Here is a 20369-nt window from a genome sequence, read left to right on the forward strand (position 1 = left end):
CGCCCGGGGGCGCAGGCCGTAGGGCGGTCTGTGCGGTCAGGCCGGGGCGGTGCCGGGTTCGGCCCAGCTGCGGCCGTCGGCTGTCGGCACCAATCCGCCCTCCAGCAGCGGTGCCTCGGCGGCCGGCCCGGCGGCGCCGCGCCGCTGGATGCGGTTCATCTCCGACATGACGTCGGCCACCACGGGTGCGCGGAACAGTTCGGTCATCCGTTCGCCGCTGTCGGTGCGGGCCGCGCCGGTGCGTTCCACCGCCCCGGTGAGCTCGGCGGAGGCGGAGCTGAACCGCCGGGTGAGCGCGTCGGCGCCCACCAGCGCGGTTTCGGCGGAGGAGGCACCGGCGACCAGGGTGGCGAAGGCCTGCACGTCGTCGGTGGCCATGTCGGTGACCTTGCGGGCGTGCCAGAAGTAGGTCTCCTCGCGCTGGCGCATGTCGTAGAAGGCGGCGAGGAACTCGTAGAAGACCGCGTATTCGCGGCGGTAGCGGCCCTCGAACTCGCCGAAGGCCCGCTCTTCGCTCAGCTCGCCGGCGAGGACGCTGTTGACCGAGCGTGCGGCGAGCAGCCCGCTGTAGGTGGCCAGGTGCACTCCGGTGGAGAAGACCGGGTCGATGAAGCAGGCGGCGTCGCCGATCAGGGTGATGCCGGGCGCCCAGAACCGGGTGTCGGCGTAGGAGTAGTCGCGGCGCACGCGGACGCGTCCGTACGTGCCCTCGGTGATGCGCTCGGTGTCGCCGAGCAGGTCGCGCACGATGTCGCAGCGCTGGATGGACTCGTACAGCGTGCCTTCGCGGTCTGCCTGGATGCGGGCGGCCTGGTCGTGGTGGAGGACGGCGCCGACGCTGGTGAGGTCCTCGCGCAGCGGGATGTACCACAGCCAGCCTTCGTCGAAGGCGGCGCAGAGGATGTTGCCGGCGTCGGGCTCGGGCATGCGGCCGCCGCCGGAGAAGTAGCCGAACACGGCGAGGTTGCGGAAGAACTCGGAGTGGCGCCGGGTGCCGCCGGCGGCCGCGTGCAGCCGGCCGGTGCTGCCGGACGCGTCGACGACGTGGGCGGCGGCGAGTTCGCGGCGGGTTCCGGAGGGGTCGCTGTAGACGACGCCGGTGACGCGTCCGCCGGTGGTGACCGCGTCCAGCGCGGCCGACTCCTCGCGCACGTCGACGCCGTGGCGGGCGGCGTTGCGCAGCAGGATGTCGTCGAAGGTCATCCGGTCGACCTGGTAGGCGTAGGAGGTCGGTCCGGAGAGTTCGGGCGACAGCGCGAACAGGAAGTTCCACGGGTCCGGGCTGGTGCCCCACCGGAAGCTGCCGCCCCGTTTGGCCGTGAAGCCGGCGTCGTGGATCTCTTCGTCGGCGCCGAGCAGGCGGCATACGCCGTGCACGGTGGCCGGCAGCAGCGATTCACCGATCTGGTAGCGGGGGAAGCGCTCTTTCTCCAGGAGCACGACGCGGTGCCCCCGGTCGGCGATCAGGGTGGCGGCGGTGGAACCGGCGGGGCCGCCTCCGACGACGATGACATCGAATTCCTCTGGGGCGCTCATGCTCGCGGCTCCTGGTCTGGGACGGTCGTGCACGGGGCGGGGCGGGTCGGGGCCGGCGGGTCAGGTGTCGAGCAGCATCCGGGTCCAGGCGGCGACGGTGGGTTCTTCGGCCAGAGTGATGAAGTCGGTCTCCACGCCCGCGGAGCGCCAGCTTTCGACCAGGCTCATCAGGCGGATGGAGTCCATTCCGCGGTCGAGCAGGTTGTCGTGTTCGCCCAGGGTGTCGGCGGGCTCGCCCAGTACCTGTTCGACGTCGGCGCGCAGGCGCCGGGCCGTCAGTCCGGTGTCGGTGGAGGCGTCGGCGGCGGGGTTTTCGGACACGGCGGTGTTCTCCTCGGATCGCAGGCGTTCGGGTCGGGTGGGGCGTTTCGGTCTCGGGGCGGGCGGCGGCGGGCGGGCGTGCCCGGCCGGCCGGGTCAGCGTCCGGAGACCGCAGCTTCGGCAGGGGCCGCGGCGGTGCCGGTGCGGGCGCCGATCGCGTCGAGGATCTCGCCGACGCGCACGGCGACGTTGGACAGCAGCGACGACGAGATCCCGTGGGTGTGCTCGGTGCCGCCTTGCAGGTACAGGCCGCAGGTGACCTCGTCGGTGGTGGCCAGCCGGTAGTCGCGCTCGACGGCGGGCCGGCCCCGGGCGTCGCTGGCGACGTGCTCGGCCACCTCGCCGAGCAGGTCGCGCGGGTCCGCCGCGTCGTAGCCGGTGGCGTAGACGAGGTAGTCGGCTTCGACGGCGGTGTGCTTGCCGCCGACCAGGTCCTCCACGATCGCGGTGACGCCGCCGGGGCCGTCGTGCACGTCGGCCACGCGGGAGGTGTTGTGGATCCGCATGCGCTCGGCGCCGTTGACCTTGTCCTGGTAGGCGGCCTGGTAGAGGGTGTCGATCAGGTCGGGGTCGACCACCGAGTAGTTGGTGTTGCGGTGGTATCCCATGATGTCGGCCTTGGTCGCGGCGGAGGCGCTGTAGAAGTCGTCGACGGCCTCGGGATCGAAGATGCGGTTGGCGAAGGGGCTGTCGTCGGACGGGCTGTAGCCGTAGCGGGAGAACACGGCGTGCACCCGGGCGCGCGGGAAGCGGCGGTAGAGGTGCTCGACGCACTCGGCTGCGCTCTGCCCGGCACCCACGACGACGAAGGAGCGGGGATCGGCGCCGGCGTCCAGCCCCTCCAGGCTCTGCAGCAGGTACTCGTTGTGCCAGACGCGCGCGCTCAGCCGCGCCCCTTCGGGCAGGCGCGGGGTGAGCCCGGGGGCGAAGACGACGTTGCGGCCGCGGCGGCGCTGCAGGGCGCCGTCGGAGGTGCGCGCGAGGACGTCGAGCTGGGCGATGCGCCCGGCTTCGTCGCGGACGGGCTCCACGCCCACCGCCTCGGCGCCGTAGCTCACCTGGTCGCCGACGCGTCCGGCGCACCAGGCGAGGTAGTCGTGGAACTCCGTGCGCAGCGGAAACAGCGTCTTGTGGTTGATGAAGTCGTGCAGCCGGCCCACGGAGTGCAGATAGGACAGGAAGCCGAAGTCGCTCGCGGGGTTGCGGGTGGTCACCAGGTCCTTGAGGAAGGAGACCTGCATGGTGGCGTCGTCCAGCAGCATGCCGCGGTGCCACCCGAACTCGGCTTGGCGTTCGAGGAAGATTCCGCTCAGCGGAGGCGTGGCGGGATCGGCGGCGGCGCACTCGCGCTGCTCGCGCAGGCCGATGGCCAGCGCGACGTTGGAGGGCCCGAAGCCGACCCCCACCAGGTCGTGGGAGGGCGGGGGCTGCGGCGTGTCGGTCACGGGGATCCTTTCACTCGCCGGGACGGGTTCCGGGTGGGGCAGGGGCGGTGTTCACACGTGCGGGTCGAGCGCGGGGTCCTGCGCCAGCGCTTCGACGGCCCGGCGGGTCGACAGCGCGACCCCGCAGCGGCGGGCCACGTAGCCCAGCGCCGAGCGGTGGTCCTCGGCGCTGAAGTCGGCAGTGGCGTCGGCGATCAGGAACGGCTGAACGTCGCGCATGAACGCGTCGGCGGCGGTCAGCAGGCAGCCGATGTGCGCGTAGACGCCGGTGATCAGCAGCTGGTCGCGGCCCCGGCGCTCCAGCCGTTCGGCCAGGTCGGTGCCGACGAACGCGCTGTAGCGGCGCTTGGTGACCAGCGTGTCGCCTTCGCGGGGCTGCAGTGCAGCGGTGATCGCGGTGTGCTCGGGGTCGGCGCGCATGCCCGCGCCCCAGAAGTCGCCTTCGAGGCCGCGGACGTCGGGCGGCATGCCGCCGGGCTTGGCGGTGTAGACGACGGGCACGCCGGCGGCGCGGGCCCGCTCGCTCAAGGCCGCGATGTTGGCCAGCGCGTGCGCGAGCGGCGGCGCGCCGGTGCGGTAGGGGCGCAGGAAGTAGTGCTGCATGTCGTGGACGAGCAGCACCGCCCGCGCGGGGTCGGGGCGCCAGTCCGCGCGGTTGGGCGGCAGCCGGTCCGGGTCGGGCAGCTCGTAGGGGTCGATGTGCGCAAGCGGCATCGGGGGTCCGTTCGACGGTTCGGGGGCGCGCCCGCGGGTGGCGGGCGTGTGCGGCGGCGTCACGGCTGCGGGGGCGCGGCCGGGGCGGGCGGCGGGGCGTGGGCGTCGGGAGCGTGGGCGGCCCGGACGGCCTCGCGCAGTTCGCGCCGGCTGACCTTGCCCACACCCGTGGCGGGGAAGGCGTCGACGGCCTCCACGCGGTCGGGGATCTTGTAGGCGGCCAGTCCGCGCTCGCGCAGGAACCCCGCCAGCTCGCCTCGGGCGGGTCCGGCGCCGCGCGGGACGATGTAGGCGCAGGTGCGCTCGCCCAGGAACGGGTCGGGCACGGCGACGACGGCGGCGTCGTGCACACCGGGGTGGCCCAGCAGGTGGTCCTCGACCTCGTCGGGGGCGACTTTCTCGCCGCCGCGGTTGATCTGGTCCTTGGCGCGGCCTTCGACGACGAGATGGCCGGTGGGGGTGGTGCGGACGAGGTCGCCGGTCCGGTAGAAGCCGTCGGCGGTGAACGCCTCGGCGTTGTGCTCGGGGGCGCGGTAGTAGCCGCGGACGGTGTAGGGGCCGCGCGTCTGCAGTTCGCCGAGCGCGCCGGGGGGCACGTCGGTCCCGTCGCTGTCGACGACGCGGATCTCGTCGTCGGGCGAGGCGGGCCGGCCTTGGGTGGTGGCGACGGTCTCGGCGGGGTCGTCGTCGCGCGTGTAGTTGACCAGCCCTTCGGCCATGCCGAAGACCTGCTGCAGCGCGCAGCCCAGGACCGGGCGCACGCGGCGCGCGGCCTCGGGGGCGAACTTGGCGCCCCCGACCTGCAGCACGCGCAGCGACGACAGGTCGCGGTGGGCCTGGGATCCCCCGTCGACGGCGTCCAGCCACAGCATCGCCGCGGGCGGCACGAGCGCGGTGTGGGTGATGGCCTCCTCCTCGATCAGTGCCAGGCAGGTCGCGGGTCCGGGGTCCGGTGCCAGCACGACGGTGCCGCCGGCGCTGAAGACGCCGAGGAATCCGGGCGAGCTCATCGGGAAGTTGTGCACGGCCGGGAGCGCGGCGAGGTAGACGGTGCCGGTGTCCAGCGCGCAGATCTCGGCGCTGGCGCGTACGGAGTAGAGGTAGTCGTCATGGGTGCGCGGGATGAGCTTGGGCAGTCCGGTGGTGCCGCCGGAGAGCTGGAGGAACGCGACGTCGGCGGGGTCGGGATCGGCGGTGGCGCCGGGGCCGGCGCCGCCCTGCTCGCGGACGCGCTCCAGCGGGGTGAGGCCGGGGCGGCCGCCGGTGTCGCCGACGACGAGGACGTGTTCGGGGCCGCCGGTCTCGGCGCGCACCTGCAGGGCCATGTCGCGGTAGTCGAACCCGGCGCGGGTGTCGGCGACGACCAGTGCGGCGGCGTCGGTGAACGAGCACAGGTAGGAGATCTCGGCGCGGCGGTGGGCGGGCAGCGCGTACACGGGCAGGGCGCCCAGGCGGAACAGGGCGAAGGCGACTTCGACGACTTCGCAGACGTTGGGCAGCTGGACCACGACGCGGTCGCCGGCGCCGATGCCCAGCCGGGCCAGCCCGGCTGCGGTCCGGTCGGCGCGGGTGTCGAGTTCGGCGTAGCTCCAGCGCCGGTCTGCGTCGACGAGGGCGGTGCGTTCGGCGAAGCGGTGCGCGCGGTCGCGAAGGAACGCGCCGAGGGTCTCGCCCGTCCAGTAGCCCCGCTCGCGGTAGCGGTCGGCGAATTCCGGGGGCCAGGGGGTGCATCCGGCGAGCATGGCGGTGGGCGCTTCCTTCCGGTCGGTGTCGGCGGCTGGTGCGCGGTGCGGGCGGGTCAGTGCTGCGGCCCGGCGTCCGGCGGTTCCACGCCCAGGGCGAGCAGCAGGGTGCGCAGTTTGGCGGAGGTTTCGGCGAGCTCGGCGTCGGGGTCGGAGTCGCCGACGATGCCGCCGCCGGCGAACAGGCCGAGGGTGTCGCCGGCGACATCGGCGCAGCGGATGGAGACGATCCACTCGCCGTCGCCGCGGGCGTCGGTGTAGCCGACGGCGCCGGTGTAGAAGCCGCGGTCGAAGGGCTCGGTCTCGGCGATGGCCGCGCGGGCGGCGCCGGTGGGCGTGCCGCATACGGCGGGGGTGGGGTGCAGGGCGGCGGCGAGCACCGGAGAGGGGGTTTCGGGGTCGCGCAGCTCGCCGGTGACGGAGGTGGACAGGTGCCACAGGGTGGGGGTCCGGGCGAGCTCGGGCTCGGGGACCTCCAGGGTGCGGCAGTAGGGGCGCAGCGCCTCGGTCACCGCTTCGACGACGACGGCGTGCTCGTGGCGGTCCTTGGCCGACCGGAGCAGTTCCGCGGCGCTGAACCGGTCCTGGTCGGGGTCGGCGCTGCGCGGTGCCGACCCGGCCAGCGGGTTGGAGAACGCACGGCCGCCGCGTTTGGCCACGAGCAGTTCGGGGCTGGCGCCGACGAGGGTGCGCGGCGCGGATGCGGCGGCGGGCAGGTCGGCGGCGAACGTGTAGGCGCCCGGGTCGCGCCAGGCGAGGTTGCCCAGCAGCCGGCCGACGTCGACCGGTCCGGGGCCGCGCAGCCGCAGCGACCGGGCGAGCACGATCTTGGCGGGGCCGTGGTCGCCGGCGCCCCGGGCCAGCAGCGTGCGGACGCGCTCGACTCCGGCGGCGTGCTCGGCGGGTTCGGGCACGGGGAGCCGGTCCCACGGTCCGGGCAGCGGGCGCTGCACGCGGCCGCTCAGTCCGCATTCGGCCAGCGGGGGCGCGGTGCGCACGGTGGCCGGAACGACGAGGCGTCCGGGGGAAGCGGTATCGAACGGGATCGCGCCGATCGCGACGGGGCCGGCGGGAGAGTCGGCGGTGCCCCGGGCCAGCAGGTCGCCGACGTCCTCCAGGCGCTGGGCCGTCGCTACGGTGCCCTGGCCCAGGATCGCGCCGCTCGGGGCGGCGAGGAAGGCGTCCCCGGGGCGGTAAGCGTCGAGGAGGTCGCCGGCCGCGGCGGCGGGGGCGCTGTGCTGGTGGAACACCGGCAGGTCTCTTTCTGTCCGGCACCGGCCGGGTTCGGGCGCGGAGCCCACTGATCCGGTCGGTGAAGTGTGGAATCAGCGCGGACTGGGATGAACGGGGGGCTTCTGGGCGGGTCAGGCCCGCAGCGTCGCGCCCCCGTCGACGTAGAGGTCGTGCATGGTGATGTGCCGGGCGGAGGAGGAGGCGAGGAAGCACACGGCTTCGGCGATGTCGTCGGGCTCGGCGATGCGGCCCAGCGGAACGCCGACACGGAACCGCTCGGGCGCTCCGGCGATCACTCCGCCTGCGCCGTCGCCGTCCCACAGGCCGCGCTGCATGGGGGTGTCGGTCGAGCCGGGCGAGACGACGTTGCAGCGGATACCGCGCGGAGCGAGTTCGAGGCCGAGGGATTTGGTGAACATGGCCGCCGCGGCTTTGGAGGCGCCGTAGGCGGCCATCCCGGAGCGGGGCACACCGGCGGCGTTGGAGCCCACGGTCGTGATGGTGCCCGCGCCCCGCGGGCCCATGCGCCGGGCGGCGGCGCGGGCTGCGTGGAAGACGCCGGAGGTGTTGACGGCGAAGACGCGTTCCCAGTCGGCGTCGGGGGTGTCGGCGACGTCGCCGGTGGTGAGCACGCCGGCGACGCTGACGGCGTGGTCGATCGGACCGAGGTCGCGCTCGACGGCGTCGAACAGCGACTCCACGGCCGCGGAGTCGCGCACGTCGACGGTGTGGCCCGCGGCTCCGCGCCCGTCCGCGTGCACGTCGGCCACCAGCGAGGCGAGCCCGTCGGTGTCGACGTCGACGGCCGCGACGGCGGCCCCCTCTGCGGCGAGCCGCAGGGCCACGGACCGCCCGATGCCGCGGGCGGCGCCGGTCACCAGGGCGACGGTCCCCGCGATCCCGGTATGGGACACGTCTCTCCTTCCGCAGATGAACAAGGATAAGCAAACCTCACTAAGGCAATGCTTACCTTAGCGACTATCCGTCAGTCTTGACCGGCAGAGCGCATCGTGTCAACCCTGGAAACTCGGACAGTTCAGACAAAAGAGACAGATGAGGATGAGGGTGGTGCACCGGTGCCCTCTCCCCCGCCGGCCGGAATCCGCTGACCGGCGCGGGGCGCGCGGCGCCGCGAACGGGGAAGACCACTGTGACGTCGGCGACAGGTGTTTCGGGTACGAACGCCGCATCCGCTTCGGCCGCCGAAAGGAGCTGCGAAGGCGGCACCGCACCCGTGCACGGCGCTGTTCAGGTCACGGCGGCGCCAGGCGGGACCGGGGCGCCCCGCGGCCCCGCGACCGGCCGGCGCGGTTACGGTGCCGGTTCGGCGCGCCGCAGGCCGGGCAGCGCCACCGCCACGGCGGCCACGGCGCCCGTGCAGACCAGGCCGCCGACGACGACGGCGGCCGCGGGTCCCAGTGCCTGGGCCAGGCCACCGGCCAGCGCGCCGCCCCCGGCGGGGCCCGCGGTGGCCAGCACCAGCCAGAACGAGCTGACGCGGCCCAGCAGTGCGCTGGGCGTGTACCGCTGCAGCAGCGCGCGCTGCAGGATCTCGGCGGTGACCATCGCCATGCCCGCCAGCCCCAGCAGCACCAGCGCCGCCGGCAGGCTCGGGACGGCGCCGAATCCCGCCATCGCCGCGCCCCACAGCAGGCCGGCGGCGAGCAGCGCCCCTCCCGGGCGGCGGATGCGCCCGGCCCAGCCGCTGAACAGCGCACCGAGGAAGGCGCCCACCGCCGGCGCCGAGTAGAGCAGGCCGACCGTGCGCGCGTCGCCCGCGAGCACCCGCTCCCCCATAGCGGGGAAGACGGCGTAGGGCAGGGCGAACAGCCCGCCGCACAGCTCCACCAGCAGCAGTCCGGCGACGACGCGGTGGCTCCGGACGAACCGCCAGGCCTGCGCCAGCGCGCGCAGCGGGTGCCGGGCCTGCTCCTCCTCCGGCCCGGCGGCCGCGGGCAGGCGCGGAAGCCCCAGCATCAGCGCCACCTGGGCGACCGTGGCGGCGCAGGTCACGGCGTAGCAGGCCGCCACGCCCGGTCCAGCCGCGACGAGCCCGGCGACCGACGGGCCCACCATGGTGGCCAGCTGCGTGGTGATGGCCGTCAGAGCGCCGGCGGCGGCCAACTGGTCGGCGCGCACGAGCTCGGGGGTCACCGTCACCAGGGCTGTCTCGCCGACGCCGTCCACGACGCCCAGGACGGCCGCGCACGCGTAGACGGCCAGCATGCCGGGACGATCGGAGGCCGCGTTGAGCGCGAGGACGGCGAACACGCCCGCGGCGGCGGCGCGCGCGATCAGCAGCAGCGCACGCCGCTCCAACCGGTCGGCCAGCACGCCGCCCAGCAGCGTCCCGGCGACCAGGGTCGTGCCCGCGACGGCGTTGACCGTTCCCACGGCCAGCGACGATCCCGTCAGATCGTAGGCCTGGACCGACAACGCGACCAGGGTGAGGCTCACCCCGATCAGGGCGACCGCCCGGGAGACGAACAGCACCCGGAACGGGCGGCTGGACCGCAGCGGACCGAGGTCCAGCATGACTCCGGGCACTGCGGCGCTCCTGACGATCCGACGAAACGGGACGAGCGGCCGGATCCGGCCGCCGACCGGCCCGAGGGGCCGCAGCGGGCCACCTGCCCGGCGCCCCCGTGCGCGGTCCGGGGCCACGTTAGCCCCCGAAGCGGGACGGCGCCGGAACGGGCCCCGATCGTGGGCCGGGTTCCGGTTCAGCGCCGGGATCGGCGCCGCGCGCGCCACCGGTGCGCGCGGCGCGGTCTCATTCCAGCGGGGCGCGGATGTCCATGGCGCTCTTCAACCCGCTGTAGTGGAAGATGCGGTCGATCTTGCCCGGCGGGACGACGACGGTGCAGGCGCCGCCGGTGCGGACGAGGCGGCGGTGCAACCGGGCCAGGGCACCCAGGCCGACGGAGTCGATGAAGGACAGCCCGGTGAGGTCGACGGTCATGCGGGGGCCGTAGACGATCTCGGCGGTGCCGGCGGTCTGCTCGAAGCGGTCGACGGCGGCGATGTCCAACTCCCCTCTCAGGTGCATGACGGTACGTCCGTCGCGGTCGCTGAATCGCACGTCCAATTGGCACATCACGGCCCGTCCACGCACTGCGCTCGCACCCGCGGGCGGCGCGAGCGGCCCGCCGGGTCCTTCCGGTCTTCGATCCGGACCCATTTTCCAGGCATCGGAACCGCGGGGAGCCGGAACGCCGACACGCGCCTGTGCGCTGCTGCGGTTGTCGGACCGGCCCCCGCTCCGCGGCAGGGGGCGGCGGCAGGCGCGGTCCGGGCCGCCCCTCTGGCAGGGTGATGCCATGGACGACATGCGCGACGCCCTCCTCGTCAAGTTCGACGCGGCGTGCACCACCACCTGCCACTACTGCCCCTGCCCGCTGCCGCCCGAGACGGTGCGCTGCCGGCTCTGCGGCCGGCTGCAGGAGCGGGGCGCCGCGCCGGACGGGGAGCGCGAGCTCGGGCAGGCGTAGGCTCCGCCGGGCGCTGCGGGCTCCCGGCCGCACCGGTCCGCCTCCGGCGGGGCGTGCCTCGGCGCCGCGCCGCCGGGGTCCGCGACACTCCGCATCCGTTTCCCGGGAAACCCCGGCAGAACGCGCTGCACCGCGATTCAATTGCTCTGTGCAATGAATCGGTCGCGGGGCGTTACCGCCCCGCCTGAGGAGGCAACATGCGGAAACGACGCACACCGGTGCTTCTCGGCCTGGTCGCCGGACTGGCGGCCATGGCTCCGGCCGCGCACGCCGAGGAGGCCTCCGCCGCGTCCTCGGCCGGGGAGGCGGCGCGGGCGGCGCAGATGCCCGACTCCGTGATGCGGCTGTCGGTGGCCGTTCCGAACGAACGCACGGTCGACAGCACCACGCTGCACTGCAGCCCGTCCGGCGGATCCCACCCGCGCGCCGAGCAGGCCTGCACCGCGCTTGAGGGCGCCGAGGGGGACTTCCAGACCCTGGGCGAGCGGTCCCAGCAGGCGACGATGTGCACGATGCAGTACGCGCCGGTGCGGCTGAGCGCCGACGGCGTGTGGCGCGGGGCACCGGTGGACTACAGCGAGACGTTCAGCAACGCCTGTGTCGCCCACGCGGAGACCGGAGGGGTCTTCGCTTTCGAGCCCCGGTAGAACGGAGGCACCGGCCGCGCCCGGGCACCCCCGCGCAGGGTGCCCGGGATTCCCGGTGGCGGCCCGTTCGACTACTCGTAGGGGTCGGGCGGGTTGTCGACCTCCTCCATGGCCGCCACGGAGAACCGGTGGTCGCGGACGCTCCGCAGGTCGCCCTCGGGCGGCTGCCAGGTGCCCTCGACGCGCCACCAGCTGTCCTCCGGCGGCTCCGGGCGGTCGGTGATCAGCACCCGGTTCACGATCGCGTCCGCCGCGCAGCAGGCCATCTGCAGCCGCGCCAGATACCAGCCCTCCCCCTCGGGGGCGGGCACGGCGAACCCGGTCAGGCGCACGGTCATCCCCTCCATCGACCGTTCCTCGTCGGTCCAGGCGCGCGCGATGAACTCCTGGATCTCCATCTCGGCCGGGCCCCCGGATTCGGCCTCGCCGAGCTCGTCGTAGGAGCCGCCCTCGCTCGGCGGCTCCCCCGTGGAAGCGTTCTCGGCGGTGTAGGAGCCCAGGGCCGGCGGCGCGACGACGAAGACCGCCAAGACCGGCAGGAGCAGCAGCCAGGCCACGCGCGGGGCGCCGTGCCCGTGCCCGCCGGATTCGTCGTGTCCGGGACCGCACCCGGCCGGTTCGGCGGGCGCGTCGCCGCGGAGCGCCGACCGCGCCTCGGCGGCGACCACGATCGCCCCCAAAGCGATCAGCACGGCGCCGGCCGCAATCAGGAAGGGGCGGAACCCGGCCTGGACGTAGTTGAGGTAGAGGTCGGTGGACACGGTGCTGCCAAGCGCTCCGGCGCCCAGCAGCACCAGCACGATGCCCTGCGCGATCCTGTTCACAGCAGCAGCCCTCCGATCAGGAACGTGGAAACGAGCGCGGCCGCCAGGGTCAGCGGGACGAAACGGCGTACGAACGTCCACCCGAAGGTGCCGCCTTGCAGCGCGATCAGCTTGATGTCGACCATCGGTCCCACGACCATGAACGCCAGCTTGGCGGTCGGCGAGAACTCGGTGAGGCTGACGGCGACGAACGCGTCGGCCTCCGAGCAGATCGACAGCACGACGGCGAACAGCGCGAGTACCAGCACCGAGACGACGGGCATGTCGGCCAGCGCGGACACCCACGCGCGGGGCACGGCCACGTTGACCGTCGCCGCGGCGAGCGCGCCCAGGACCAGGAACCCGCCGGCGTGCATCAGATCGTGCAGCATCGACTCGCGGAAGGCCTGCCAGCGGGACGCGCCGGGGCCGTGGAGGGCGCGGGGCGGGCGCAGCCAGTCGGTGCGGCCCATGCGCGCCCACACCCAGCCCACCGCCACGGCGGCGCCGAACGACGCGGCCAGCCGCGCCAGCACCATCTCGGGCTGCCCGGCGAAGGCGACGGCGGTGGCCACCAGCACGACCGGGTTGACGGCGGGTGCGGCCAGCAGGAACGTGAGTGCCGCCGCCGGCGCCACCCCGCGCTTGATCAGCCCGCCGGCGACCGGGACCGACGCGCACTCGCATCCCGGCAGCACCATGCCGGCCGTGCCCGCGGCGGGCACCGCGGCGAACGGGTTGGCGGGCATGACACGCCGGTAGAACGATGCGGGCACGAACGCGGTCAGCGCGGCCGACAGCGCGACGCCGAACACCAGGAACGGCAGCGCCTGCAGGCTGATGGCGGTGAAGACGGTGGCCCAGGCCAGAAACGCCTCGCCGATCAGCCGGTCCGACAGCCAGGCGTTGCCGGCGGCCAGCGCCAGCGTGAACAGCGCGAACATCCAGACGGTGGCCAGCCGCCGCGGGCCGCGGCTCCGGCCCCAGTCGGGCGGCGGAAGCTCGCCGTCGGGCTCGTCCCATCCGGGGGCGAGGGAATCGCCCAAGGACGCCTGGGCGGGCGGGGCGGGTCCCGTCGGACGTTGGGGCACGCTGGTACTCCGTGAGGGCTCGTGGGCGGGATGCGCCGCGCATGCGGCGGCGGGCACGCGACGTGGTCGACCGTTCCCGGAAATGATACCGGGAACGGTTTTCATCGCATGCGCAGAATCCCGGCGGCGCCCGCGGCCCGCTGCGGCACGGCACGGAAAAGGGCGGACCCCCGTTGCCGGGAGTCCGCCCCTGTCCGTGTCCGCCGCCGGCGGGCGCCGCGCTCGCGCGCCCGTCCGGCCGGACGGGCGCGCTGTCGGTCAGCCCCGCGCGGCCGAGCTGTTGGGACGGTCGCCGCGGGCGGGCTTGGCCGAGCGGTTGTCGCGCCGGTCGCTGTTGCGGCGTCCGTCGCGGGGGCCGCCGCGGTCGCCCCGGGGGCGCTGGTTGCCGCCACCGCCGCCGCGCTGGCGGGGCCCGCCGCGGCCGCGGCGGGCGCGCTCGGGCTCGGGCGGCTCGACCCACGGCACGCCGGAGGGCTCGCGGGCACCGGTGACCTCGCTGAGCAGCTCGTCACCGGGATTGACCAGGTGCTGTTCGGCGCGCACGCCGGCGTCGCCGAGCAGGCGGCGCGCCAGACGGCGCTGGTTGGGCGCCACCAGCGAGACCACGCAGCCGGACTCGCCGGCGCGGGCGGTACGGCCGCCGCGGTGCAGGTAGTCCTTGTGGCCGGTGGGCAGGTCGATGTTGACGACCATGTCGATGCCGTCGACGTGGATGCCGCGCGCGGCGACGTCGGTGGCGACCAGCGTCTGCACCCGGCCTTCGCGGAACTTCGCCAGGGTCTTGGTGCGCACGCTCTGGCTCTTGCCGCCGTGCAGCGACGCGGCGGGCACGCCGGCGGCCACGAGCTGCTCGCTGATGGAGTCGGCGCGGTGCTTGCTGCGCACGAACAGCAGCGTGCGGCCGTCGCGCGCCGCGATCTCGGTGACGATGCGGTTCTTGTCCCGCGGCAGCACCTTGAGCAGGTGGTGCTCCATCGTGGTGACGTGGGAGACCGGCGGGTCGACCGAGTGGGTGGAGGGCTCGTTCATGTAGCGCCGCACCAGCTTGTCGACGTCGCCGTCCAGCGTCGCCGAGAACAGCAGTGTCTGCTTGGTGGAGGGCACCTGGTCGAGCAGCTCGGTGACCTGCGGCATGAAGCCCATGTCGCACATCTGGTCGGCCTCGTCGAGCACGCACAGCTCGACGTCGCCGAGGTCGCACGCGCCCTGGTTGATCAGGTCGGTCAATCGGCCGGGCGTGGCGACCAGGACCTCGACGCCGCGGCGGAGCTCGTTGATCTGGCGGGTGTAGGAACTGCCGCCGACGACGTCTCCGATGCGCGCGCCCAGCAGGCGGCCGTACACCAGCAGCGCGTCGCGTACCTGGTGGGCGAGTTCGCGCGTGGGAACCAGCACCAGTGCGCGGGGGCTGCGGGACGCGGCGCGGCGGTCGGCGGCGCGGGTGAGCAGCGGGAGCCCGTAAGCGAGCGTCTTACCCGATCCCGTGCGGCCGCAGCCGAGCACGTCGCGGCCTGCCAGCGCATCGGGGATGGCGGCGGCCTGGATCGGGAACGGCGTGGTCACGCCGTCCTGCGCGAGCCTGTCCACGATCTTTTCGGGGAGCCCGAGTTCGTCGAAGCCAGGGCATGCGGCATTGTCCGTCAAGTGACGTAAACCTTCCTCATCGATCGGCGGCGTTTCGAGGAAGGCTCCGCCCTTGCGGAGAGATCGCCCAAACGCGCCGGATAACGCGACTCGGGGATCGTCGGGGGTCCCCGGTGCCTGGCGGCCCGGCGCGCCGGATGCGCGCAGCACGGAACGACCGCCTCGTGCAGCGTACTAGCTCGCGCTCGCGATCCGTGCACGACGCGGGTTGTCAGGACGGTGATTCGGATCGCATCCGACGGCCCCGGCGGCCCGCCGGGCCTCCCGCCGCGGGGAGGCCCGGCGGTCGGCCGGACTCAGCCGCGGGTTTCGGCGGCTTGGGCGGCGAGCGCCCTGAGCCGGCCGGCCTGCGTGCGGCGCTCGGCGGCGGCCTGCTCCTGCAGCGTTCGCGCGGATGCGCCCTGCAGCAGGCCCTTGGTTGCCGATGCGGCCTCGCGGGGCACCGCCAGGAGCGCAGCGGCCAGGTCGTCGACGGCACCGTCGAGCTCGGCGTCCTCGACGACGAGCTCGGCCAGGCGCAATTCGCGGGCTTCGGCGGCCGAGACGGAGCGCGCGGTCAGGCACAGCTCCATGGCGCGGCTGGGCCCGACCAGGTCGACCAGCGGCTTGGTGCCGGTGAGGTCGGGCACCAGGCCCAGCGCGGGCTCCTTCATGCACAGCTGCGCATCGTCGGTGAGGACGCGCAGGTCGCAGGAGAGGGCGAGTTGGAACCCGGCCCCGATGGCGTGGCCGCGCACGGCGGCCACGGAGACGATGTCGGGCCGGCGCAGCCAGGTGAAGCCCTCCTGGTAGTCGGCGATGACCCGGTCCAGCTCCGCGTCGTCGGCGCTGCCGTCGGCGACGCGGTCCATGAGCGAGGTCTCGCCCGCGACTCCGCCGGGCCGGAACATGTTGAGGTCGATGCCCGAGGAGAACGTGGATCCTTCGCCCCTGACGATGACAATACGGACAGCCTCGGGCAGCATCTGGCCGACATGGGCCAGTGCCTGCCAGGTGTGCCCCGTCATCGCGTTGCGGCGCTCGGGACGCGCCAGGGTGACCGTGGCGACTTCGCCGGCCACCGACAGCCGCAGCCCCGCCTTCTCCAGATCGCCGCCGGCGAACCCGTCCGCCTCAGCCATGCGCACCTCCGCACCTCGTCGTCCCGCGGCGCGGCGGCCGCGGGCACCCGTATGTGACGCCGGCCAGCCTAAGCGCGGGCGGGGGCGGCCGGCGCGCGGGGCTCGTCCGGGGCGGGCAGCGCCCTCCGCGGGGCGCCGTGCGAAAACAGGGGGCATTCCCGTGCGTTCCCGCCGGGGCCGGGGCAGGCCCGTGCGGTGATGGGCGGGGACGCGGTTCGCGGTGGCGGGCGCCGCGCGGAGGGGCGATCGGCTGCGCCGGAGCGCTCGGGCCGGTGAGCGGCCCGGTCGTCCGTCCGACGGGGTCCGGAGGGTGCGGCGGCGCTAGCCGCGGCGGGTGGCGCCTCCGCGGCCGCGGAGGGTGACCCCGGCCTCGGTCAGCAACCGGTGCACGAAGCCGTAGGAGCGGCCTGTAGCGGCCGCCAGCGAGCGGATGCTTTCGCCATCGTCGTAACGTCTCTTGAGCTCGCTCGCCAGCTCCGAGCGTTCCGTGCCGGTCACGCGGGTGCCCTTTTTCAGGGTCTCGGCCACAGCTTCCTCCCGTGCTCGTGGTGATCAACGCGACAGTGAAATGCCCATGATCAGCCATGCGGGGGCCGGTGGCTACCCGCAACCGCCGGGGCGGCCCCGCCGCGGAGCGCGTCGCCGTTTTCGGTCGGACCCAATACGCGACCGAAACCACGTGCACGACAACCGCGGCCCCGGGGCGTGCGTCCCGGCGGCCGCCGCAGCGCACCGCGGCTCAGGCGAGCGTGATCAGTTCGGCGAACTCAGAGCTCCACAGGTCCTCGGTCCCGTCCGGCAGCATGATGACCCGCTCGGGCGAAAGCGCCTCGACGGCGCCTTCGTCGTGGGTGACCAGAACGATGGCGCCCTTGTAGCTGCGCAGCGCGTTGAGGATCTCTTCGCGGCTGGCGGGGTCCAGGTTGTTGGTGGGCTCGTCCAGCAGCAGCACGTTGGCGCTGGAGACCACCAGCGTGGCCAGCGCCAGCCGGGTCTTCTCGCCGCCGGAGAGGACCGACGCGGGCTTGTCGACGTCGTCGCCGGTGAACAGGAACGAACCCAGGGTCCGGCGCGCCTCGACCGCGGGCAGGTCGGGGGCCGCGTTCATCATGTTCTCCAGCACCGAGCAGGAGGTGTCCAGCGTCTCGTGCTCCTGGGCGTAGTAGCCCATCCGCAACCCGTGCCCGGGCACGACCTCGCCGGTGTCGGGCTCTTCCACCCCGCCCAGCAGCCGCAGCAGCGTCGTCTTGCCCGCACCGTTGAGACCGAGGATGACCACGCGGCTGCCGCGGTCGACCGCCAGGTCCACTCCGGAGAAGATCTCCAGCGACCCGTAGGACTTCGACAGCCCCTTGGCCGTCAGCGGGGTGCGCCCGCTGGGCGCCGGATCGGGGAAGCGCAGCTTGGCGACCTTTTCGCTCTGGCGCTCCCCCTGGACCGAGTTGCGGATGCGCTCGGCCCGGTTGGCCATCTGGTGGGCGGCCCGCGCCTTGGTGGCCTTGGCGCGGAAGCGGTCGGCCTGCTTCTCCAGGGCGCTCGCCTGCTTCTCGGCGTTGCCGAGTTCACGCTTGCGGCGGCGCTCGTCGGCCTCGCGCTGCACCTGGTAGGCGCGCCAGCCCATGTTGTAGACGTCGATGACGCAGCGGTTGGCGTCGAGGTAGAAGACCCGGTTGACCACGTCCTCGACCAGTTCGACGTCGTGGCTGATGACCACCAGGCCGCCCTGGTGCTCCTTGAGGAAGTCGCGCAGCCAGACGATCGAGTCGCCGTCGAGGTGGTTGGTGGGCTCGTCCAGCAGCAGCGTGTCGGCGCCGCTGAAGAGGATCCGGGCGAGCTCGATGCGGCGCCGCTGGCCGCCGGAGAGCGTGCCCAGCGGCTGGTCCAGCACGCGTTCGTCGAGTTTGAGGCTGCTGGCGATGGAGGCGGCCTCGGCCTCGGCCGCGTAGCCGCCCATCATGTGCAGGTGCTCCTCGGCCCGGGCGTAGGCGCCCGCGGCCTTTTCCCGGGTCGTGGCGTCGTCGCTGGCCATGCGCTCTTCGGCCCGGCGCATGCGCCGCACCGCGTCGTCGATGCCGCGGGCCGAGAGGATGCGGTCGCGCGCGAGCTCCTCGGGGTCGGTGGCACGGGGGTCCTGGGGCAGGTAGCCCACCGATCCGCCGGCGGTGACGTCGCCGGAGGTGGCGGCCTCCTCGCCGGCCAGCACCCTGGTCAGAGTGGTCTTGCCCGCGCCGTTGCGCCCCACCAGCCCGACGCGGTCGCCGGCGGCGACGCGCAGTGTGGTGGGCTCCAGCAGCAGCCGGGAGCCCACGCGCAGTTCGAGTTCAGAGGCGATCAGCATGGAACGGGAAACCTTCTGGCGGCAGGCGGTGCGGGCGGACGGTGCGGACGATCGGCGGCCGGGCACCGGGCCCGGCCGACCGCACGGAAGCGGGGCGCGGACGATCGCGCACCCGCCCCAGACTAGTGCCCGTCGCGGGGCAACGTGCTCCGCTGCGCCTTCATTCCGACCGCCCCCGCCCGCCGCGGCCCCGCGCGCCCGCGGCACTCACTCCGGCGGACCCTCGGGCCCGCTCCCGGTCGGCTCCGGCATCCGGCCGGCCCGACGGTGCGGCCCCGGTCGGCTCGCCCGGGGCCGCCTGCGCCCGGGAGGGATCCGGCTGCGCGGATCCGGCCGGTCCGGACGGGGCCGCCGCGCCTGCGGAGGCGGCCCCGCCGGAGTCGCCGGCCGCGGCCGGGCGGACCAGCGGGCGGTTGCGCAGCAGTGCGGCCAGCACCGCCACGACCGGGGTGGCCAAGAACATCCCGGCGACACTGCCGATGATCCCGCCGACGGTGATGGCCAGCAGGACCACCGCGGAGGGAAGGTCCAGCGCCTTGCCGTAGACGCGCGGCGCGAAGACGTGGCTCTCCAGCTGCTGGACGACCACGACGACCGCGACCACCAGGACCGCGATGATCCACCCTTCGGTGACCAGGGCGACCATGGCCGCCAGCAGCCCCGTCAGGAAGGCGCCGATGACGGGCAGGAACGCGCCGATGAACGTGAGCACCACGAGCGGGATGGCCAGTCCCGGATCGATCAGGAAGACCAGGAACAGGCCGATGCCCACCGCGTCGATGAGGCCGACCAGGGCCACACCGCGCACATAGCGCCCCATGACCCCGTAGGCGACCTCGGAGGCGGCCTTGATGGAGACGCGCGACCGGCGCGGGAACAGCGAGCGCACCCACTCCATGAGCAGGTCGCCGGAGTGCACGAAGTAGACCGTCAGCACGATCATGAGGAGGAGGCCGAACAGGATCTCCAGCGCGGTGGTGCCCGCCACCCAGGCCTGGCTGACCCACTGCGACCAGTCCTCCTGCATCCGGGAGCGCAGCTCACTCTGGGCCGCCTCGATGGTGGTGCCGGCGAGATCGGGGTTGAGTCCGAACGTCTCCAGATAGCTGGGCAGGTCGTCGACGGCCTGCTGGACGCTGTCGACCAGCCCGGAGAAGCCGGAGACGGCCGGCTGCACGATCATCGTGATGACGCCGGACAGCACGACCAGGGCCCCCACGCACGCGACGGCGGTGGAGGAGCCCCGCCCCAGGCCCTTGCGGCGCATCCAGTTGGCGGAGGGCATGAGCAGGGCGGTGACGAACACCGCCAGGATCACCGGGATGGTGACGATCCTGATGTAGACCAGGCCGTAGAGGATCAGCGCCGCCACGACGCCGATGAGCAGCAGCCGCCAGGACATGTTGCCCATCCGCACCAGCACCCCGTCGCGCTCGGCGGCGGGCTCGGCCGCGGTCGCCGGCGGCGGGGAAGGCTGCTCGACCGGCGCGGCGGATCCGCCGCGCGGCTTGCGCCCGCGCTTCAGCAGCGACCATTCCCATGGCCGTGTCACACGCACATCGTCCCCCTACTTTCGCTCGGCTGCCGCCGCTGGTCCGCTCCCGTCCGCCCCGCGCGGCCGGTCAGCCGAAGCTACCGCATCGCGGCGGTCGCGCACCGCCCTTTCGGCACGGGGCCTGTCGGGGCCGGTTCCGGCCCGGAGCACGGGCGCCGCGGCGTTCACAGCTGCCACGGCTCGCGGTACCGGTCGCTTTCCACGATCTCGTTGCCGAAGGGTGCCAGGGCGACGGGGATCATCTTCAGCGACGCCCACGCCAGGGGGATGCCGATGATCGTCACCGCGAGCCCGATAGCCGCGGCGATATGGCCCAGCGCCAGCCACCATCCGGCGACGATCAGCCAGACCACGTTGAGGGCGGTGCTCCCCGCTCCGGCGCCGGGTCTGCGGACGAGGTCCCGACCGAAGGGCCACAGTGCGTAGTTGGCCATGCGGAAGGACGCGACGCCGAACGGGATCGTGACGACCAGGAGGCAGCAGACGATGCCGGCGACGACGTAGCCCAGGGCCAGCCACAGCCCGGACACGACCAGCCAAACGACGTTCAGGAGCAGGCGGAGCAGTGCCACTGGGGGTTCGCATCCCTTCCGGGTCCGTTGCCCGGCAGCCGGGCGGCGGCCGGGGTGTCGACGAGGCCGGGCGGCCTCTCCCCTACGACGGCCCGCGACCGGCCGCCGTTCCTGCC

Annotated in this window: 19 protein-coding genes; 2 read left to right on the forward strand and 17 right to left on the reverse strand. The window is 74.0% G+C overall.

Going from position 1 to position 20369, the window contains the following annotated elements:
• Window positions 1–36: 36 nt before the first annotated feature.
• From HNR25_RS24410 to HNR25_RS24450, 9 genes are all read right to left on the reverse strand, one after another.
• On the reverse strand, window positions 37–1536 hold the full coding sequence (locus HNR25_RS24410) for a tryptophan 7-halogenase (protein ID WP_184640277.1): 1500 nt from the start codon (window positions 1534–1536) through the stop codon (window positions 37–39).
• A gap of 60 nt (window positions 1537–1596) precedes the next feature.
• Window positions 1597–1857 carry a phosphopantetheine-binding protein gene (locus HNR25_RS24415; protein WP_184640279.1) on the reverse strand — a complete coding sequence of 87 codons (261 nt, stop codon included), beginning with the start codon at window positions 1855–1857 and terminating at the stop codon, window positions 1597–1599.
• Window positions 1858–1952: 95 nt separating this feature from the next.
• The gene (locus tag HNR25_RS24420) at window positions 1953–3302 is read right to left on the reverse strand and encodes a lysine N(6)-hydroxylase/L-ornithine N(5)-oxygenase family protein (RefSeq protein ID WP_184640281.1); all 1350 of its coding nucleotides are present in this window, start codon (window positions 3300–3302) and stop codon (window positions 1953–1955) included.
• Window positions 3303–3353: 51 nt separating this feature from the next.
• Window positions 3354–4016, reverse strand: coding sequence for an isochorismatase family protein (locus tag HNR25_RS24425; protein ID WP_184640283.1), 663 nt, complete (start codon window positions 4014–4016; stop codon window positions 3354–3356).
• Window positions 4017–4075: 59 nt separating this feature from the next.
• A complete protein-coding gene (locus tag HNR25_RS24430) occupies window positions 4076–5758 on the reverse strand; it encodes a (2,3-dihydroxybenzoyl)adenylate synthase (RefSeq protein ID WP_184640285.1) in 1683 nt (560 codons plus the stop codon).
• Between the two features lie 56 nt (window positions 5759–5814).
• Window positions 5815–7008 carry an isochorismate synthase gene (locus HNR25_RS24435; RefSeq protein ID WP_184640287.1) on the reverse strand — a complete coding sequence of 398 codons (1194 nt, stop codon included), beginning with the start codon at window positions 7006–7008 and terminating at the stop codon, window positions 5815–5817.
• 114 nt (window positions 7009–7122) lie between these two features.
• Window positions 7123–7905 carry a 2,3-dihydro-2,3-dihydroxybenzoate dehydrogenase gene (locus HNR25_RS24440; RefSeq protein WP_184640289.1) on the reverse strand — a complete coding sequence of 261 codons (783 nt, stop codon included), beginning with the start codon at window positions 7903–7905 and terminating at the stop codon, window positions 7123–7125.
• Window positions 7906–8302: 397 nt separating this feature from the next.
• The gene (gene entS / locus HNR25_RS24445; RefSeq protein WP_221459397.1) at window positions 8303–9538 is read right to left on the reverse strand and encodes an enterobactin transporter EntS; all 1236 of its coding nucleotides are present in this window, start codon (window positions 9536–9538) and stop codon (window positions 8303–8305) included.
• A gap of 226 nt (window positions 9539–9764) precedes the next feature.
• A complete protein-coding gene (locus HNR25_RS24450; RefSeq protein ID WP_312862770.1) occupies window positions 9765–10073 on the reverse strand; it encodes an STAS domain-containing protein in 309 nt (102 codons plus the stop codon).
• A gap of 238 nt (window positions 10074–10311) precedes the next feature.
• Here HNR25_RS24450 and HNR25_RS24455 point away from each other — a divergent pair, with 238 nt between their 5' ends.
• Window positions 10312–10482, forward strand: coding sequence for a hypothetical protein (locus tag HNR25_RS24455; RefSeq protein WP_184640293.1), 171 nt, complete (start codon window positions 10312–10314; stop codon window positions 10480–10482).
• Between the two features lie 197 nt (window positions 10483–10679).
• Window positions 10680–11129 (forward strand): SSI family serine proteinase inhibitor, encoded by a 450-nt coding sequence (locus HNR25_RS24460; protein WP_184640296.1) that lies wholly within the window; start codon window positions 10680–10682, stop codon window positions 11127–11129.
• 71 nt (window positions 11130–11200) lie between these two features.
• Here the strand turns inward: HNR25_RS24460 and HNR25_RS24465 are convergent, their stop codons facing one another.
• From HNR25_RS24465 to HNR25_RS24500, 8 genes are all read right to left on the reverse strand, one after another.
• Window positions 11201–11953 (reverse strand): TIGR03943 family putative permease subunit, encoded by a 753-nt coding sequence (locus tag HNR25_RS24465; RefSeq protein ID WP_184640298.1) that lies wholly within the window; start codon window positions 11951–11953, stop codon window positions 11201–11203.
• A complete protein-coding gene (locus HNR25_RS24470; RefSeq protein WP_312862771.1) occupies window positions 11950–13023 on the reverse strand; it encodes a permease in 1074 nt (357 codons plus the stop codon). The genes HNR25_RS24465 and HNR25_RS24470 overlap by 4 nt, the downstream gene beginning before the upstream one ends.
• A 258-nt stretch (window positions 13024–13281) precedes the next feature.
• Window positions 13282–14667 (reverse strand): DEAD/DEAH box helicase, encoded by a 1386-nt coding sequence (locus tag HNR25_RS24475; RefSeq protein WP_184640302.1) that lies wholly within the window; start codon window positions 14665–14667, stop codon window positions 13282–13284.
• A gap of 296 nt (window positions 14668–14963) precedes the next feature.
• Window positions 14964–15788, reverse strand: a complete 825-nt coding sequence (locus HNR25_RS24480; RefSeq protein WP_184640304.1) for an enoyl-CoA hydratase/isomerase family protein — start codon at window positions 15786–15788, stop codon at window positions 14964–14966.
• 321 nt (window positions 15789–16109) lie between these two features.
• Window positions 16110–16316: a helix-turn-helix domain-containing protein gene (locus HNR25_RS24485; protein ID WP_184640305.1), complete on the reverse strand. Its 207-nt coding sequence runs from the start codon at window positions 16314–16316 to the stop codon at window positions 16110–16112.
• Between the two features lie 211 nt (window positions 16317–16527).
• Window positions 16528–18126: an ABC-F family ATP-binding cassette domain-containing protein gene (locus HNR25_RS24490; RefSeq protein WP_184640307.1), complete on the reverse strand. Its 1599-nt coding sequence runs from the start codon at window positions 18124–18126 to the stop codon at window positions 16528–16530.
• A gap of 160 nt (window positions 18127–18286) precedes the next feature.
• On the reverse strand, window positions 18287–19678 hold the full coding sequence (locus HNR25_RS24495; protein ID WP_425579694.1) for an AI-2E family transporter: 1392 nt from the start codon (window positions 19676–19678) through the stop codon (window positions 18287–18289).
• Between the two features lie 167 nt (window positions 19679–19845).
• Window positions 19846–20253 (reverse strand): YccF domain-containing protein, encoded by a 408-nt coding sequence (locus tag HNR25_RS24500; protein ID WP_184640309.1) that lies wholly within the window; start codon window positions 20251–20253, stop codon window positions 19846–19848.
• Between the last annotated feature and the right edge of the window lie 116 nt (window positions 20254–20369).

It is taken from the genome of Streptomonospora salina (genome assembly GCF_014204715.1).
Classification (GTDB): Bacteria; Actinomycetota; Actinomycetes; order Streptosporangiales; family Streptosporangiaceae; genus Streptomonospora; species Streptomonospora salina.

Excerpts from the sequence above, each read along its gene's own strand:
- HNR25_RS24410 (WP_184640277.1), bottom strand. The coding sequence starts at position 1,536 with ATGAGCGCCCCAGAGGAATTCGATGTCATCGTCGTCGGAGGCGGCCCC.
- HNR25_RS24425 (WP_184640283.1), bottom strand. The coding sequence starts at position 4,016 with ATGCCGCTTGCGCACATCGACCCCTACGAGCTGCCCGACCCGGACCGG.
- HNR25_RS24430 (WP_184640285.1), bottom strand. The coding sequence starts at position 5,758 with ATGCTCGCCGGATGCACCCCCTGGCCCCCGGAATTCGCCGACCGCTAC.
- HNR25_RS24455 (WP_184640293.1), top strand. The coding sequence starts at position 10,312 with ATGGACGACATGCGCGACGCCCTCCTCGTCAAGTTCGACGCGGCGTGC.
- HNR25_RS24460 (WP_184640296.1), top strand. The coding sequence starts at position 10,680 with ATGCGGAAACGACGCACACCGGTGCTTCTCGGCCTGGTCGCCGGACTG.
- HNR25_RS24480 (WP_184640304.1), bottom strand. The coding sequence starts at position 15,788 with ATGGCTGAGGCGGACGGGTTCGCCGGCGGCGATCTGGAGAAGGCGGGG.
- HNR25_RS24490 (WP_184640307.1), bottom strand. The coding sequence starts at position 18,126 with ATGCTGATCGCCTCTGAACTCGAACTGCGCGTGGGCTCCCGGCTGCTG.